Below are 15,898 nucleotides of genomic sequence, written 5' to 3' on the forward strand. Positions count from 1 at the left end.
CGATCTCCACCCGACACCACCATGCTGCAACGACTCAAACCTTTCCTCGCGACGCTCGGCCTGAGCGGCCTCGTCGGCTTGCTGGCGGGCTGCCAAAGCAGCCCCGTGGCGCCCATGCCCACGGTGCCCCAAGTGGACTTGCCACGCTTCATGGGCGACTGGTACGTCATCGCCAACATTCCCACCTTCATCGAGCGCGGCGCGCACAACGCCGTCGAGAGCTACCGCATCGACGCTGACGGCAGCATCGCCACCACCTTCCGTTTCCGCGCCGGCGGCTTCGACGGCGCCGAGAAGGTCTACAACCCGCGAGGCTTCGTGCTGGACGCCAGCAACGCCTTGTGGGGCATGCGTTTCGTCTGGCCGATCAAGGCCGACTACCGCATCACCTACCTGGACGCCAGCTACAGCCAGACCGTGATCGCGCGCCAAGCGCGCGACTACGTCTGGATCATGGCGCGCACCCCCTCGATTTCAGAGACCGACTACGCTACCCTGGTGCGCCACGTCGCCGCACTGGGCTACGACGTCAACCGGCTGCAAAAGGTGCCACAGCGCTGGCACTCGGCCAAGGAGCAATGATGCGCAGCCTGCTTGCCTGGTTCGACAACCAGTACGCCCCCGTCACCGACACCGAACCCTCGGATGCCCAGGGCGCGCCCGCGCGCCGCGTGGACTGGCTGCGCGTGCTGCCTTTCATCGGGCTGCACCTGGGCTGCCTGGCGGCGTTCTGGACCGGCGTGAGCGCGACCGCGTTGGCGGTGGCGCTGGCGCTGTATGCCGTGCGCATGTTCGCCATCACGGGCTTCTACCACCGCTATTTCGCGCACAAGGCCTTCCGCGCCTCTCGCCCCATGCAACTGGTCTTCGCGTTGCTGGGTGCGAGCGCGGCCCAGCGCGGACCGCTCTGGTGGGCTTCGCACCACCGGCACCATCACGCGCATGCGGACCGCGAGACCGACGCGCACTCTCCGCATCACCAAGGCCTGCTGTGGTCCCACATGGGTTGGTTCCTCGCGCGGGAAAACTTCGCGACGCGCATGGCCCAGGTGCCGGACCTGGCGCGTTATCCCGAGCTGCGCTTCCTTGACCGTTTCGACGTGCTCGTGCCGGTGCTGCTCGGCGTGGGTCTCTACGGCACGGGCGAATGGCTGGCCGCTGCCTGGCCTGCGCTGGGGACCGATGGCCCCATGCTGCTGGTCTGGGGTTTTTGCATTTCGACCGTCGCGCTTTACCACGCGACCTTCCTGGTCAACTCGATGGCCCACAAGATCGGCAGCCGGCGCTACGCCGTGCGGGACACCTCGCGCAACAATTTCTGGCTGGCCCTGCTGACCTTTGGTGAAGGCTGGCACAACAACCACCACCGCTACCCCGGCTCGGCGCGCCAGGGCTTCTATTGGTGGGAAATCGACCTCACCTACTACGGCTTGCGCGCGCTGTCCGCCGTGGGCCTCGTGCGCGACCTGCGTCCCGTGCCTGCGGCCATCCGCGCTGGCGGCCGCGTGGAGCAGCCTGACCACGACGACCTGCCGGGAGGGCCGGCATGAGGATCGCCATCGTTGGCACCGGCATCGCTGGCAACGTGGTCGCCCACCATCTGGCGCGCGAGCACGACATCACGGTCTACGAAGCCGGCTCCCATGTCGGCGGCCACACCCACACCCACGAAGTCCAGCAGGGCGGCCGCAGCTACCAGGTGGACACGGGCTTCATCGTCTACAACGACTGGACCTACCCGAACTTCATCGCCCTGCTGGAAGAACTGGGCGTGGCCACGCAAGCCAGCAGCATGAGCTTCTCGGTGCGCGACGAGGGCAGTGGCCTCGAATACAACGGCACCACGCTCAACACCTTGTTCGCGCAGCGGCGCAACCTGCTGCGCCCCTCCTTCCTGCGCATGATCCGTGACATCCTGCGCTTCAACCGCGAGGCGCCGGCCCTGCTGCAAGACGGTGCCGAAGACATCACGCTGGGCGACTACCTGGAGCGAGGCCGCTACACACGCGGATTCATCGAGCACTACATCGTGCCCATGGGCGCGGCGATCTGGTCCACCGACCCGGTGAACATGCTTGCCTTCCCAGCCCGCTACTTCGTGCGCTTCTTCCACAACCACGGCATGCTCTCGGTGAACGAACGCCCCCAGTGGCGCGTGATCCGTGGCGGCTCCGCGCGCTACGTCGAAGCGCTGGTGGCCCCCTTCCGCGATCGCATTCGTCTGAACACCCCGGTGCAGTCGATCCGCCGCGAGGGTGACCACGCTTGGGTGCAGGCGCAAGGCCAGGCGGCTGAGCGCTACGACGCGGTCTTCCTGGCCTGCCACAGCGACCAGGCCCTGCGCCTGCTGGCCGACCCCAGCGCGGCCGAACGAGAGGTGCTGGGCGCCATCCGCTACCAGCCCAACGAGGCCGTGCTGCATACCGACGCCCGCCTGCTGCCGCGAACGCGCCGCGCGTGGGCCGCGTGGAACTACCACGTGCTGCCCAAGGACACGGGCCGGGTCGCGCTGACCTACAACATGAACATCCTGCAGTCGCTGGATGCGCCCACGCCCTTCCTGGTCACGCTCAACCACAGCGATGCCATCGATCCGGCCAAGGTGATCAAACGCATTCCCTACGAGCACCCGCTGTACACCCGTGCGGGCGTGGCGGCTCAGGCGCGCCAGGGCGAGATCAACGGCCCCCTGCGCACCTATTTCTGCGGCGCGTACTGGCGCTACGGCTTCCACGAGGATGGCGTGGTCAGCGCCCTGGCCGCGCTGGAACATTTCAAGGCGCGCGCCCATGTTTAGCGCGCTCTACGTCGGGCGCGTGCGGCACCGGCGCTTGCTGCCCCGGCCCCATGATTTCCGCTACGGCCTCTTCATGGTCTACCTGGACCTGGCCGAACTGGACCGCGTGTTCGCGGGCCGCTGGTTCTGGTCCACGCGGCGCATGGCCCTGGCCCGCTTCCGGCGCGAGGACTACTTGGGTGACCCGGCCCTGCCGCTGGACGAGGCCGTGCGACTGCGCGTGGCCCAAGCCACGGGGCAACGCCCCACCGGACCGATCCGCATGCTCACGCACCTGCGCTACTTCGGTTATGTCTTCAATCCGGTGACGTTCTATTACGTGCACGATGCGGCCGACACGCGGGTGGAAACCATCGTCGCGGAGATCACCAACACGCCCTGGAAAGAGCGGCACAGCTATGTGCTGCCGCAGGACGCGCACGCCCCCAAGCCGGACTTGCATCGCCACCGCTTCACCAAGAATTTTCACGTTTCCCCCTTCATGCCCATGGAGCAGGAGTACGACTGGCGCTTCACGTCACCCGGCGAGACCCTCTCGGTGCACATGGAGAACCTGCAAGCGGGTCAGAAAGTCTTCGACGCGACCTTGGCCCTCGAACGCAGGCCGCTGACCGGCGCCAACCTCGCGCGCGCCCTCCTGTTCTACCCGGCCATGACCTTGCAGGTCGTCGTTGGCATCCACTGGCAAGCGCTCAAGCTCTGGCTCAAGCGCACGCCCTTCCACATCCACCCGAGCAAGCGCGCGCCCGATCCGGTCTCGGCGGGTGCCGCCACCCCACAGGAACCCAGGCCATGAACACCCTCGCGAACACCGTCCCCAACAGCGCGCCCGCCTCCATCGCTGGCTACACCCCCAAGCCCCACTTCCTTGACGGCTTGGCCCAGCGCGGCGTGCGCGAGCGCCTGGCGCAGCTGCGGCATGGCCGCGTCAGCCTGATCGATCAGGGCCAGCGCGTGGACTACGGCCTGCCCGACGCGCGCTGCCCCCTGAGCGTGCAACTCGAAGTGCTGGACCCGCGTTTCTGGGGTGAGCTGGCGTTTGGCGGCTCCATCGGGGCCGGTGAAGCCTACATGGCGGGCTACTGGCGCTGTGACGACCTGACCGGCCTGGTGCGCATCCTGCTGCAGAACCGGGACGTCCTCGACGGCATGGAGGGCGGCCTGGCCCGACTGACCGCGCCCCTGCAAAAGGCCTTGCACTGGGCCAACCGCAACACGCGCAGCGGCTCGCGCCGCAACATCGCCGCGCACTACGACCTGGGCAACGACTTCTTCGCCCTCTTTCTCGACCCGACGATGATGTACTCCTGCGCGTACTACGAAACGCCGCAGACCACGCTCGAAGAAGCCCAACAGGCGAGATTGCACCGCGTCTGCCAGCACCTGAAGCTGGGGCCCGACGACCATCTGCTCGAAATCGGCACCGGCTGGGGTGGCATGGCCATCCACGCGGCCCAGCACTACGGCTGCCGCGTGACCACCACCACCATCTCGCGCCAGCAGTACGAATTGGCGCAAGAACGCGTGGCCGCCGCCGGGCTGCAAGACCGCATCACCTTGCTGCTGGAAGACTACCGTGACCTGACCGGCCAATACGACAAGCTGGTGTCGCTGGAAATGATCGAAGCCGTGGGCCACCAGTTCTACGGCGACTACTTCGCGCAATGCGCGCGCCTGCTCAAGGACGACGGACTGATGCTGTTGCAGGCCATCACCATCGCCGACCAGCGCTACGAAGCGGCGCGCAAGTCCGTGGATTTCATCCAGCGCCACATCTTCCCCGGCAGCACCATCCCGTCCATCACGGCCATGCTCAACGCCATCACGGCCGAGACCGACATGAAACTGGTGCGGCTCGACGACATCGGCCCGCACTACGCCACCACGCTGCGTCACTGGCGCGAGCGTTTCATGGCCCGGCTTGACGAAGTTCGTCTACTCGGTTATCCGGACACGTTCATCCGCATGTGGGATTTCTACCTCTGCTACTGTGAGGGCGGCTTCGAGGAACGCGCCCTCGGCGACGTGCACATGCTGCTTGCGAAGCCCGGCGCCCGCTGAACCTGGCTGTGACCTTGGCGGTGAAGGTGCCGCCACATCACACCTCCCCCGGCTGTTCACCCCCTCTCTCATCCATGTCCATACGCAACAAACTCCTGCTCGCCTTTGGCTCGGTGGTGGCCATCGTCTTGCTGGCCATCGGGCTTGCCATCTATCTGCTCTCCGAGGCGAACGCGCGCTTTGACAACTACGTGTCGGGCATCAACGCGCGGGCCCTCACCGCCGCTCAGGTCCGCGCGGCGGTGGACCAACGCGCGATCGCCGCGCGCAACCTCGTCCTGGTCACCCGCGCCGAGGACATCGCCGAAGAAAGCCGCATCGCTCAGCAAGCGCACCAGGAAGCCACCGTGGCCCTCAAGCGCCTGACCGAGCTGGCGCAAGACCCGGAGGCTTCCCGAGAAGCGCGCGAATTCATCCGTGACATCGCGGCGGTCGAGGCCCAGTACGCCCCCGTGGCGCTGAACATCGTGGACCTCGCCGTGCGCGGTCAGCGCGAGGAAGCCATACGCAAGATGAACGAGGAGTGCCGACCGCTGCTGGCGCGCTTGATCCAGGCCACCGACAGCTACGCCAAGTTCACCGCCTCGCGCGCCGATCAGCGGGTGGCCGCGGCAAGCGAAGCCTATGAGAGTCAACGCGCGCTGCTGATCGCGGTGTGCGGACTCGCCATCGCCTTGGCGGTGGCGGCCGGTCTGCTGATTGAGCGCAATCTGCAGCATGACCTGGGCACGGAGCCCGCGCAGATGCGCCAGCTGGTCGGCACGGTGGCGGCCGGTGACTTGTCCGCCGCGCTCGCGGTGCGCGAGGGCGATCAGCGCAGCGTGCTGGCGACCATGGCGCGCATGCAGGGCAGCCTGCGCGGCATCGTCGCCACGGTCCGGGAAGAAGCCCGCGAAGTCTCGCTGGCTTCCGAGCAGATCGCGGCGGGCAACGCGGAGCTGGCCTCGCGCACCGAAAGCCAGGCCAGCTCGCTGGAGCAGACGGCCGCGGCCATGGAGCAATTCGGCGCGACGGTGCGTCAGAACGCCGACAACGCCGCCCGCGCCGACGAGCTGGCCCGCCAAGCCCGCGACGTCGCCTTGAACGGCGGCGAGGTCGTGGGCCAGGTGGTGCAAACCATGCAGGGCATCAACCAAAGTTCGCGCAAGATTTCCGAGATCATCGGCGTGATCGACGGCATTGCCTTCCAGACCAACATCCTCGCGCTGAACGCGGCGGTCGAAGCCGCCCGCGCGGGCGAGCAAGGTCGTGGCTTCGCGGTCGTGGCCAGCGAGGTGCGCAACCTCGCCGGCCGCAGCGCCGAGGCTGCGAAGGAAATCAAGACCCTGATCACCGGCAGCGTGGCGCAAATCACGAGGGGCACCGAGCTGGCGGAAACGGCGGGCGCGACCATGGAACGCATGGTCAGCAGCATCCGTCAGGTGACCGAGGTGGTGGAAGAGATCGCCAGCGCCAGCAAGGAGCAAAGCGCGGGCGTAACGCAGGTGAGCGAGGCCATCGTCTTCATGGACCGCGTCACGCAGGACAACGCGGCCATGGTGGAAGAGATGTCCGTCTCGGCGCGCGGCTTGCACGAAAAATCGCAGACCTTGGTGCGCACCGTGGCCAGCTTCCGCCTGCCCTCGGATCGGGCCATCGCGGCGGCGGTCAACATGCCCAGCCGCTCGACGACCTACCCTGGCCAGAAAGCCTCGCAGGATCTGCCCGTGCTCAAGCAGCTGGCCGCATGAACCCTGCGAAGAAACTGGCCAGTTGCGCATGCGCGGCCAGCGGCAGCACGAGCGCGATGTACTGATCGGGGCGCACCACGACCAGCGCCCCCTGCGCGCGGTCCACGCCGCGCAGGTCAAAAATGTCCGGTGCGGGACGGCCTGGCTTGATCTGCGCGCTGAACAGCTTCTCGTAGTCACGCAGACCGTGGTGGCCCTTGCGCGGCCACAGCAGCGCGGGCATGGTTTCGATGGCCAGGTCCCGGTGGCTGGGTTGGAAGATGGCGCGCAGGTCGAACACGGCGTCCGGGTCCTGGCCCGCAGGAGTGAACTTGCGCACGGGCGAATCGGGCGAGGTCTCCAGAAAACGGCAGAGCGCGCGCACACCGTTCTTGTCATCCACGGCGTCGTTCTGCCCTGCGAAAGCGTAAAGACGCCAGCGCCCGTCGGCCTTGCCCGCATGCCCCAGGTGAACCACCTTGGCGTCGGTGATGCGCAAGACCTCGGCGGAATGGAAACGCGTCCCCACCTCGAACCCCGTGGCCAGCGCCTGATGCGCGCCATCACCGCAGATCAGCGAGGCGCTGTACTTCGTGCCCATGCCCGCTGTGAAGCGCAGGTGCCGCTCGAAGTAGCTCTGGAATTCCTTCGGGTCCACGCCGCCCTGACCCGGCCCGCCACCAGCTTCCTCTGAAGCTGGTTTCTCGCTGATCATCTTGGCCCACTCGCGGTCGAAGTCGATCAGCTGCTGGCCCACGGTCTGGCGCTCGGCGTTGTAGCTGTGCAGCAGCGAGGGCGGACACAGGCCGCGCAACACGGCGGCCAGCTTCCAGCCCAGGTTGAAGGTGTCCTGCATGGAGAAGTTCATGCCCTGGCCCGCCTTGGGGCTGTGGGTGTGGCAGGCATCGCCCGCGATGAAGACGCGCGGCAATTGCACCGCTTCCCGTCCCGCGGGCACGTCGTCGTACTTGTCACAGATGCGGTGGCCGATCTCGTACACCGACCACCAGGCGACCTCTTTCACCTCCAACGTATGCGGCTGGAAGATGCGCTGGGCCGCGCCGATCAGCTGCTCGACCGTGATCTGCTTCTGGGCCACGCGCTCATCCTCGCCCAGCTTGTCCATCTCCACATAGAAGCGCACCAGGTGCCCGCCCTCGCGCGGGATGATCATCAGGCTGCCCTCGTTCGACTGGATGGCCACCTTGTGCCGGATGTCCGGAAAGTCCGTCAGCGGCAGCACGTCCATCACGCCCCAGGCCTGGTGCGCGGCCTCGCCCACCAGTTCACGGCCGATGGCCGCGCGGGTGGCGCTGCGCGCGCCGTCGCAACCCACCACGTAGCGCGCGCGCACCGTCTCGCGCTGGCCGGCGTGCGCGGCATCGACGCGCTCCAGCGTGACCGTGACGGGGTAGTCGACCGCCTGGTCATCCACCGTCACCTCCAGCAGCTTGCGTCCATAGTGCGGCTCCAGGCGGCTGGGCGAATGGCGCATGGTCTCCAGGTAGAAGTCGTGCACACGGGCCTGGTTCAGCACCACGTGCGGGAACTCCGACAGGCCATCTTCCGTGTCTTGCACGCGGCCATGGCGCACGATGCGGTCAGGACGTTGCGGATCGGGTTTCCAGAACGTCACCTCGTTGATCCAGCAAGCCTCCTTCAGCACCCGCTCCGAGAAGTTGAAGGCCTCGAACATCTCCATGGTGCGGCAGGCGATGCCATCGGCCTGCCCTTTCTCCAGCGGGCCGTCCTTCTGTTCGACGATGGCGGTGCGGATCTCCGGAAAAGCCGCCAGCTGCGTGGCCAGCGTCAGCCCGGCCGGGCCGCAGCCCACGATGAGCACGTCCACCTGGGCGGGCACGGCCTCGGTATGCGGCAGGGCCAAGGGTGAGGCGGGATGGATGTGGGGGTCACCGGCGCGAAAGCCGTCGAGGTGGAATTGCATGGCGGGTCTCCAGACAGGTCCGGCGTGACCCGGACACAATTAATATGTATGAATACTATATGCATGCTGTTTAGTTGCCGTCAAGAGGGCCATCCAAGACCGTGGGGCCAGCTCGGACATGCCAGCCCCTGGCGGCGGACCGACGGCCACGCCTCCTCAAAAACAGACAGGAACAGCGTTCAGTCGCGCGCGGGCGTGCTGCTGAGTTCGGCCTGGGCCTCGATGATCAGCGCCATCAGGCGCATCAGTTCGTCGCGCTCGCTGGCCGACAACGGCTCCAGCAAACGCTCCTGCGTCGTGAGCACGCGCGGGATCACCGCCTTAAGGATGCGCAGACCCTCGTCCGTGGGGCTGATCAGGCGCACACGCCGGTCTTGGGGGCTCATGCTGCGCAGCACCAAGCCCCGCGCCTCCAGACGGTCGATCACGCCTCCGATGGTGGCCGCGTCGTAACTGATGGACTGCGCCAGCGTTTTCTGGTCGATCCCCGGCTGCTGGCAGATCGCGTGCAGCGCCGAGTACTGCACGGGCGTGAGGCCCAGCTCCGCCACTTCCTCACTGAACAAGGCCACGGCCAACTGCTGCAGCCGCCGCGCCAGGTGGCCAGGCAAGGTGCGCGGGTCCAGGCTTTTCCATTTGTCGGTCATGTCACTCCGTCTCGCTTGCCGCGGCTTGAAGAGCCGCTCCACCTCGTCGCCATCGCGCATCTCGTCCAGCGCTGCACCACCCAAGGCCCACCCAGCCGCGGGCGAGCTGGGTGTCTTGCGGCTTTGGGCTGCATTGTGCATGCGTGACCCTCGACCATTGAGCGGTCATGAATTCCCGCCGGAAGGTCGTCGCGCGTCAACCCGAGCTGCGAAATGGTTCTGTTTGGCGCAAAATGCGCCAAACAGGAGAAGCGCCATGCCTCAATCCGACACCGGTTTTGCATCCGTCAAACTGCCCGCCACTTTGGTGAACCAGGCGCGCGAGGCCGCGCAGCCCATGCGCCGCTCGGTGGCGGGTCAGGTGGAATACTGGGCCACGCTGGGCCGCATCGTGGAGCGCAGTGGCCTGACCGCGCAGGAAGCGCAAACCGCCATTGCCAGCTTTGATGCAGCCGCACGGCGTGCGCGCGCCGTGCGCAGTGAGCCCGCAAGCCAGGCAGACACCCTGCTCGCCCAATTCATGACCGTGGAAAACGATGGCAGCCTGGCGCAGCGCGTGCGCGAGGTGGTCGCCAGCAACCGGAGCAAAGCGGGCCCAGCAGCCACCTGATATGGGCTCCTGGCCGCTTCACCAGCTTGGCCTTGTGATCGGGCGATGCGCCACCCTCCACAGGTTCTGGGTTTCGAAGGAACAGGTCCGAAAACGGCGAGTCCAGTCTGGGCCGACTGCCTATGATCCAGCCCATGGACACGCCCCTGGACCCCGACCACTGCTACCCGGCCTTGCTGGCGCGGGATGCGCGCTTCGATGGCGTCTGGTTCGTCGCGGTCCGCACCACCGGGGTTTACTGCCGCCCCATCTGCCGCGTGCGCCCACCCAAGCGCGAGAACTGCCGCTTCTTCCCGACCGCCGCGCTGGCGGAAGCGGCACACTTCCGTCCCTGCCTGAAATGCCGCCCGGAACTGGCGCCCCTCGCCCGCCGCTGGAGCGCGATGGACGCGACCGACGTGCTGGCCCGCGAAGCCGTGCGCTGGCTAGACGAATGCTCGCCCGAGATGGCGACGCTGCCCGCCTTGGCGGCCCACCTCGGGGTCAGCGAACGGCATGTGCGGCGCGTCTTCACCGCCGTGCACGGCGTCGGCCCGCTGCAGTATTTGCAGACGCGTCGGCTGCTGCTTGCCAAGCAGCTGCTGACCGACACGGCGATGCCCGTGTCCGAAGTGGCGCTCGCGTCGGGCTTCGGCAGCCTGCGACGCTTCAACGCCTCCTTCGCTGACCACTATCGCCTCAAGCCCAGTGCCTTGCGCCGAACTTCGCAAGAGGCCACAGCCGCGGCACCAGACACAGTTGAACTGCGCCTGGACCTGCGTCCGCCCTTGCTTGGCCGCGCGCTGCTGCAATTTCTGGTGGCACGCGCGGTGCCGGGCGTAGAGCAGGTCGATGTCGAAGCGATGACGGTGTTGCGCAGCGTGCGCCTGAGCCGCCCCGGCGCGGAAGATCTGCTGGGCTGGGTGCAAATCCATCTGCCGCCGGACGACACGGAGCGTGCGCAAGTCCGGGCGCGGCTGAGTGCGTCCTTGTGGCCCGCCATCGCCACACTGATGCCACGGCTGCGCCGCTGGCTGGACCTGGACGCCGATCCGGCCGCGATCGCCGCCGCGCTCGGTGACGAACTCGGTGGCCCGGCGACCGGCCTGCGGCTGCCGGGCACCATCGACCGCTTCGAACTCGCGATCCGCGCGGTGCTGGGGCAGCAAGTGACCGTGGCGGCGGCGCGCACGCTCGCCACGCGGCTGATCACGCGCTTCGGCGAGCGGCTGCCACCCGCACTCGGCGCCCCGGATGGCATCACCCACGCCTTCCCGCCGCCGGAGCGACTCGCCGCCGCGACGGTGGACGACATCGCCTCGCTCGGCCTGCCAGCCCGTCGCGCGCAGGCGCTGATCACCCTGGTGCAGCGCTGGCCCACGCTTGCCTACGCCCAGGGACGCGGCGAGGTGACCGCGGCCATTGCCGAGCTGGTCGAACTGCCCGGCCTCGGCCCCTGGACCGCGCACTACATGCTGATGCGCGGCTGGAGCTGGCCGGATGCTTTTCCACCGGCGGACGTGGTGCTGAAGCAGCGCATGGAACAACGCGCCGATCGGGCGCTCAAGCCCTCGGAAGTGGCCGCCGCCGCACAGGCATTCGCGCCCTACCGCAGCTACGCGGTGCTGCAGCTGTGGCGCGAAGCGGCGCAAGCCACCAGCGCCCGCAGCGCCCGTAGTGCTTCCGGACGCGACGCCGGACACAAAGTCAAACACACGGTCAAGCGCACGATCAAGCACATGGTCCAACGCACAGAAGAAAGCACCGTCAAGGGCAAGGCCCCACATGCATCTCCCGTTGCGACGAGACGGACAACCGATCCGAAGCGCCGCGCCCGATCAGCCCCCCGCCCACCAGGAGCCGCCTCATGAATCACCTGTGCCACACCACCCTGGACACGCCCTTGGGCGCCGTGCTGATCGCGCGCAACGCGGACGGCCTGTCCGGCCTCTGGTTCGAGGGCCAGAAGTACCATCCCGGCACGCTGGCCGCGCCACGACGCGACGATGACGCGCTGTTGACAGAGGCCGTCATCAACTTGTGCGATTATTTCGTCGGCAAACCGTTGCGTGCGCTGCCGCTGTCACCGTCCGGTACCCCGTTCCAGCAAGCCGTCTGGCGCGCCCTGCTCGCTATCCCGGCAGGCACGACGCTCAGCTACGGTGAACTGGCCCGGCGGGTTGGCCGACCGCAGGCGGTGCGCGCGGCGGCGGCGGCGGTGGGACGCAATCCCCTGTCGGTGATCATTCCCTGTCATCGGGTGCTGGGCGCCGACGGCGCGCTGACCGGTTATGCCGGTGGTCTGCACCGCAAGCAGGCGCTGCTGACGCTGGAAGGCGCCTGGCGCGAGACCACGCCGCTCAGCGCGACACCTGCCCGCGCATCATCCCGGACGGCCATGGCGCCGTCCCTGTTCTCTGGAGTTCTTGTTTGAAACAACGTGATGTGATTGAGTTGATGGTGCTGGCCGCCATCTGGGGAGCGTCTTTCCTGTTCATGCGGGTCGCAGCGCCGGAGTTCGGCCCGGTGGCCACGGCTGCGGTGCGCGTGGCCGGCGCGTCCTTGCTGCTGTTGCCGTTGCTCGCCTTCCGTGAGGGACTGAGCGACCTGCGCACGCACTGGAAGGGCCTGCTGCTGGTCGGCTTCCTCAACGGCGCCTTCCCCTTCGCGCTGTTCAGCTTCGCGGCACTGTCGATCAACGCGGGCCTGTCCAGCATCCTCAACGCCACCACGCCCATGTGGGGCGCGCTGGTCGCCTGGGCCTGGTTCGGGCAGCGCTTGGACGCATCGCGCCTGGTCGGTTTGGCGCTCGGCTTCGGCGGCGTGGTGCTGCTGGCCTGGGACAAGGCCTCGTTCACCCCCGGTGGCGGTGGTCTCGCCATCCTGGCCTGCCTCACAGCGACCCTCTGTTATGGCATTGCCGCGAGCGCCACCAAGCGCTACCTGGGTGCCGCCAGCCCGCTGGCCGTCGCCACCGGCAGCCAGTTCTTCGCTGCCCTGTTGCTGGCCGCGCCAGCGCTCGCGCTGCAACCCACCACCCTGCCCAGCGCCAAGGCCTGGATCGCGGTCACGCTGCTGGCCCTGCTCTGCACCAGCGTCGCCTACATCCTGTTCTTCCGCCTCATGAAGCGGGTCGGCCCCACCAACACCATCTCGGTGACCTTCCTGATCCCCGTGTTCGCGCTGCTGTGGGGCTGGCTGCTGCTGGACGAAACCGTCAACCTTGCGATGGCCCTGGGATGCGGCGTCGTGCTGCTGGGTACTGCGTTGGCGGTGGGAGTGATCAAGCTGCCGATGATGGGAGCGGCGCCTGCCGAGAAGTAAAGGCCGCGCTCCGCTCGGGCTTCAGGCCTCGGGGGTTTCGGACTGGAGATCGCCCGCGATCGAGCGATCTAGACTGACATTAACCACGCAGCGCCTTCTTGACCGGCTTAGGCACGGCAGGGTCTATCAATGACGGCAGGCGCTCCTGCGCCATGCCCCGCTCGCGCGCCTTGCCCACGCGCAATGCATCAAACAGCGCCAGCATGTCGTAGAGCTTGGCGTCCTGCATCGCGGCATAAGGCACGGATGGATGCAGCGGCTCCACCCCCACGCCACGCACCGCGCCATTGGGGTGGGGCCATACGAAGTCTGTGCCACCCGGAGCGAACACCCCGGCAAACGCCGGCGCACTGTGACTGGTGGGCACGCCCACTGCCAAGGGCAACTGCACTGCGGGGAAGGCGTATTTGGCCCCGTACAGGGCGAACTCCGCCAGGTTGTGCGGGTGCGGACGCACCGGGTTGTCAGCACCCGCGCCGTTTTCAGCCGCGGCGGCACGACGCACCAGCTTGGCGGCCACGCGGTAAATGGCCTGGGGCTCTTGCGCCGCCAACGCCTGGCTGTCGTCGCTGGCAGGGTGGTTGTGCAGCAGCAAGCCGGCCAACAAACCGCGCTTGACGGCGCCATGCGCCTCGGAAGCACTCAGACCCAGCTCCTGCGCAAGGCGTGCATACGTCCAGCGTTGATCGCCCCAAGCGATGAGCTTGAGGGCCACCAGGAAATCTTGGGGTTTGAGCTGCATTTACATTCTGTATTCGCGATTTTCGAATGCAAAATGTAAATCAAAGCCCTGTGACATGCATGCAAGCAAGCGGGGCGTGGTTGCTCATTTCCGCAACTCGGCCAGGAACGCTGTCACCGTCCTGCCTCCGCCTCCTGCAGCTCTTTCAGCGTCCGTCCCTTGGCGTCTTTCCACTCGATGCGGCCATTGGCACTGCGCCCCAGGACCACCGCCGCTGCGGTGCTGGGGGAACTGAAAGGATAGTCTTGCGTGAATCGGTAGCCCGAACCTTCTTGCACCAAGACACCGTTGGCGATCAGCTCCTGCCGCAGGTCGTACATGCCGCGCACATGTTGCTGCATGGATGGCACCGACTCCCCTACCGCCTGCGATCCCGCCTTGACCACGAAGCCCTGACTGGCTTCGTAAACTTTGGCCGCTACCTTTTGCCCGCTGTAGTCGGGCTCGTTAAACACTTTTGATGCTGAAAATACTAACCGCGTTAGTCACACAAGATTGTTGGTGGCTTGCGTTGGCGCTGAGAATTGAAATAGCGCATACAACAAATCCAGCTTTTCCGTGACTTCAGCGGGAATGGACTTTGGTTCTGCAAGCGCAACCAAACGATGCAACTCGCCTTTTTTCAGAAGAATACTGCCGCCTAAGCGTGCGGCTAGGCGACGGAAAAACTCCTCGGCAAACGTGCTGAGCTTCATGCGCTGCGTCTTGGCCTCCCACACAATCCGCACAGCTTCCGCTGGCGAATTTTTCCAAGCATCAAAGTCCGTTTGCACGCCCTCAAATACCTGTTCCAGCAGCAGGCCGTCCAACACCTCATCAATTTCCATTTGATGCCCACCAAATAACTCCATCTCAGCAAAATACTCGGTGGCATACCGACGCAACACATCAGGGGTGACGAAGTAATTTTCTGCCTCGTACCGCCGCCAATAAGTGAGCTGCAAATTCCCTTCTGTACTGCTTTGACGGTCTCGCCCATCGTTATCCAGCACCGCCAATCCCCTAAGTTGCGGCAACAAATTGCAAAGGCCTTTGAAATGTTCGCGAGGCGTTACACCAAACCCGCCTTCAACTCGCTCTAATTCGCTGTCAAGCGACTTGTCAGGGTAATTGTTCTGCACATAAAACGAGTTGATTCGCTCGTCCCAGGCTGACGCTACCGGGTGATTGAGCCGCTCGGCCAAGGCACGCAACATGTCCACATCTGTACCGCCTTCAACATACAACACATAGCCTCGTTCACGTGCCTTGATGTAATGCTCCGCACCAAAGTGCTTGAGGCTGTTGCGTATATCGGTTTTTCGGGCTAAATCGTCAGCCTTGCCATCTATCAGCAGCGTCAAATTATTGTCTAGTGCTTCATCCAATATGACCTCTGAATGCGACACCATAACCACCTGAGAATTGTTTTCCGCAGCGATGTCACGCAACAGCACATACACCTGCTTCTGACGCAGAATTTCCAAGTGAGCATCCGGCTCATCCACCAGCAACACGCTGCGCTTATGGGAATACAAGTAGGAAAATATCAGTAACATTTGCTGAAAGCCGCGCCCACTCGATGAGACATCCAATGCCTCGCGGACACCTGGCTGCTTGTAACGCATTTCAATAGCGCCTCGGGTTGTCTCTTGCGGAGTTTCCAGCATCACGTTGAACAAGCGCTTCATGAGTTTGACGATGCTGGTCCAGTCATCTGGGTTGTCCTTTGCCACCATCAGACAGAGGTTGCGCAGCACCTGTGCGGTTTGACCTTGACCAAGTAGCACATCTATGCGACCCGGCTGCAGAATGGGCTCCTCTGTTTCCAGACCCGACATGGGGTAGAGCAACTCCACGCTGATTTGCGCGGCGTACTTTAGAAACGCAAGATTGCCGACTACCGAGTCGTCCGGCGAGCAATACACCAGCTCGTCACCCTGATTTCGGAACCGCATGGGGAGTGCAATAACTTCACCTCCGAACTCGATGCCCACCGTGATGGTGAACGTTATATCTTTGGCACCTGCACGTACATTGGTGTTGTGCCAGAAAAAACGGGTACGCTGGACTGGCACCGCCACAATGTTGAGGCGGGTTTAGGG

At 65.6% G+C, this 15,898-nt stretch carries 15 protein-coding genes; 10 read left to right on the plus strand and 5 right to left on the minus strand.

Annotated elements, in window-relative coordinates; all coding sequences use genetic code 11:
* Positions 1–21 precede the first annotated feature (21 nt).
* From HGR_RS05300 to HGR_RS17960, 6 genes are all read left to right on the plus strand, one after another.
* Positions 22–582, plus strand: a complete 561-nt coding sequence (locus HGR_RS05300) for a lipocalin family protein (RefSeq protein WP_006297093.1) — start codon at positions 22–24, stop codon at positions 580–582.
* On the plus strand, positions 582–1,550 hold the full coding sequence (locus HGR_RS05305) for an acyl-CoA desaturase (protein ID WP_006297094.1): 969 nt from the start codon (positions 582–584) through the stop codon (positions 1,548–1,550). The genes HGR_RS05300 and HGR_RS05305 overlap by 1 nt, the downstream gene beginning before the upstream one ends.
* Complete coding sequence (locus tag HGR_RS05310; RefSeq protein WP_006297095.1) at positions 1,547–2,797, plus strand: NAD(P)/FAD-dependent oxidoreductase; 1,251 nt, start codon at positions 1,547–1,549, stop codon at positions 2,795–2,797. The genes HGR_RS05305 and HGR_RS05310 overlap by 4 nt, the downstream gene beginning before the upstream one ends.
* On the plus strand, positions 2,790–3,593 hold the full coding sequence (locus HGR_RS05315; protein ID WP_006297096.1) for a DUF1365 domain-containing protein: 804 nt from the start codon (positions 2,790–2,792) through the stop codon (positions 3,591–3,593). The genes HGR_RS05310 and HGR_RS05315 overlap by 8 nt, the downstream gene beginning before the upstream one ends.
* Positions 3,590–4,858, plus strand: coding sequence for an SAM-dependent methyltransferase (locus HGR_RS05320; protein ID WP_006297097.1), 1,269 nt, complete (start codon positions 3,590–3,592; stop codon positions 4,856–4,858). Before HGR_RS05315 ends, HGR_RS05320 begins: the two co-directional genes overlap by 4 nt.
* Before the next feature lie 74 nt (positions 4,859–4,932).
* Positions 4,933–6,588: a methyl-accepting chemotaxis protein gene (locus HGR_RS17960; protein WP_006297098.1), complete on the plus strand. Its 1,656-nt coding sequence runs from the start codon at positions 4,933–4,935 to the stop codon at positions 6,586–6,588.
* On the opposite strand, the gene HGR_RS05330 is transcribed toward HGR_RS17960, so the two are convergent.
* Positions 6,569–8,512, minus strand: a complete 1,944-nt coding sequence (locus tag HGR_RS05330) for an FAD-binding monooxygenase (RefSeq protein WP_006297099.1) — start codon at positions 8,510–8,512, stop codon at positions 6,569–6,571. The genes HGR_RS17960 and HGR_RS05330 overlap by 20 nt on opposite strands.
* A 179-nt stretch (positions 8,513–8,691) precedes the next feature.
* Entirely contained in the window at positions 8,692–9,300 is a 609-nt protein-coding gene (locus HGR_RS05335) for a MarR family winged helix-turn-helix transcriptional regulator (RefSeq protein WP_006297100.1), read from the minus strand.
* Between the two features lie 115 nt (positions 9,301–9,415).
* Between HGR_RS05335 and HGR_RS05340 the strand changes: the two genes are divergently transcribed.
* The 4 genes from HGR_RS05340 (at position 9,416) to HGR_RS05355 (ending at position 13,072) form a co-directional block, all read left to right on the plus strand.
* The gene (locus tag HGR_RS05340) at positions 9,416–9,769 is read left to right on the plus strand and encodes a TA system antitoxin ParD family protein (protein ID WP_006297101.1); all 354 of its coding nucleotides are present in this window, start codon (positions 9,416–9,418) and stop codon (positions 9,767–9,769) included.
* Between the two features lie 134 nt (positions 9,770–9,903).
* On the plus strand, positions 9,904–11,619 hold the full coding sequence (locus tag HGR_RS05345; RefSeq protein WP_006297102.1) for a DNA-3-methyladenine glycosylase 2 family protein: 1,716 nt from the start codon (positions 9,904–9,906) through the stop codon (positions 11,617–11,619).
* Complete coding sequence (locus tag HGR_RS05350) at positions 11,616–12,182, plus strand: methylated-DNA--[protein]-cysteine S-methyltransferase (protein WP_006297103.1); 567 nt, start codon at positions 11,616–11,618, stop codon at positions 12,180–12,182. Before HGR_RS05345 ends, HGR_RS05350 begins: the two co-directional genes overlap by 4 nt.
* Positions 12,179–13,072 carry a DMT family transporter gene (locus HGR_RS05355; RefSeq protein ID WP_006297104.1) on the plus strand — a complete coding sequence of 298 codons (894 nt, stop codon included), beginning with the start codon at positions 12,179–12,181 and terminating at the stop codon, positions 13,070–13,072. Before HGR_RS05350 ends, HGR_RS05355 begins: the two co-directional genes overlap by 4 nt.
* Positions 13,073–13,151: 79 nt before the next feature.
* Here the strand turns inward: HGR_RS05355 and HGR_RS16750 are convergent, their stop codons facing one another.
* The 3 genes from HGR_RS16750 to HGR_RS16755 form a co-directional block, all read right to left on the minus strand.
* On the minus strand, positions 13,152–13,814 hold the full coding sequence (locus tag HGR_RS16750) for a hypothetical protein (RefSeq protein WP_006297105.1): 663 nt from the start codon (positions 13,812–13,814) through the stop codon (positions 13,152–13,154).
* 113 nt (positions 13,815–13,927) lie between these two features.
* A complete protein-coding gene (locus tag HGR_RS05365) occupies positions 13,928–14,155 on the minus strand; it encodes a DUF4357 domain-containing protein (RefSeq protein WP_006297106.1) in 228 nt (75 codons plus the stop codon).
* Between the two features lie 144 nt (positions 14,156–14,299).
* The gene (locus HGR_RS16755) at positions 14,300–15,877 is read right to left on the minus strand and encodes an AAA family ATPase (RefSeq protein WP_237701374.1); all 1,578 of its coding nucleotides are present in this window, start codon (positions 15,875–15,877) and stop codon (positions 14,300–14,302) included.
* Positions 15,878–15,898 lie beyond the last annotated feature (21 nt).

It is taken from the genome of Hylemonella gracilis ATCC 19624, assembly GCF_000211835.1.
GTDB lineage: Bacteria > Pseudomonadota > Gammaproteobacteria > Burkholderiales > Burkholderiaceae_C > Hylemonella > Hylemonella gracilis.

Excerpts from the sequence above, each read along its gene's own strand:
- HGR_RS05350 (WP_006297103.1), top strand. The coding sequence starts at position 11,616 with ATGAATCACCTGTGCCACACCACCCTGGACACGCCCTTGGGCGCCGTG.
- HGR_RS05365 (WP_006297106.1), bottom strand. The coding sequence starts at position 14,155 with ATGCAGCAACATGTGCGCGGCATGTACGACCTGCGGCAGGAGCTGATC.
- HGR_RS17960 (WP_006297098.1), top strand. The coding sequence starts at position 4,933 with ATGTCCATACGCAACAAACTCCTGCTCGCCTTTGGCTCGGTGGTGGCC.
- HGR_RS05330 (WP_006297099.1), bottom strand. The coding sequence starts at position 8,512 with ATGCAATTCCACCTCGACGGCTTTCGCGCCGGTGACCCCCACATCCAT.
- HGR_RS05345 (WP_006297102.1), top strand. The coding sequence starts at position 9,904 with ATGGACACGCCCCTGGACCCCGACCACTGCTACCCGGCCTTGCTGGCG.
- HGR_RS05335 (WP_006297100.1), bottom strand. The coding sequence starts at position 9,300 with ATGCACAATGCAGCCCAAAGCCGCAAGACACCCAGCTCGCCCGCGGCT.
- HGR_RS05320 (WP_006297097.1), top strand. The coding sequence starts at position 3,590 with ATGAACACCCTCGCGAACACCGTCCCCAACAGCGCGCCCGCCTCCATC.
- HGR_RS16750 (WP_006297105.1), bottom strand. The coding sequence starts at position 13,814 with ATGCAGCTCAAACCCCAAGATTTCCTGGTGGCCCTCAAGCTCATCGCT.
- HGR_RS05300 (WP_006297093.1), top strand. The coding sequence starts at position 22 with ATGCTGCAACGACTCAAACCTTTCCTCGCGACGCTCGGCCTGAGCGGC.
- HGR_RS05340 (WP_006297101.1), top strand. The coding sequence starts at position 9,416 with ATGCCTCAATCCGACACCGGTTTTGCATCCGTCAAACTGCCCGCCACT.
- HGR_RS05310 (WP_006297095.1), top strand. The coding sequence starts at position 1,547 with ATGAGGATCGCCATCGTTGGCACCGGCATCGCTGGCAACGTGGTCGCC.
- HGR_RS05315 (WP_006297096.1), top strand. The coding sequence starts at position 2,790 with ATGTTTAGCGCGCTCTACGTCGGGCGCGTGCGGCACCGGCGCTTGCTG.
- HGR_RS05305 (WP_006297094.1), top strand. The coding sequence starts at position 582 with ATGCGCAGCCTGCTTGCCTGGTTCGACAACCAGTACGCCCCCGTCACC.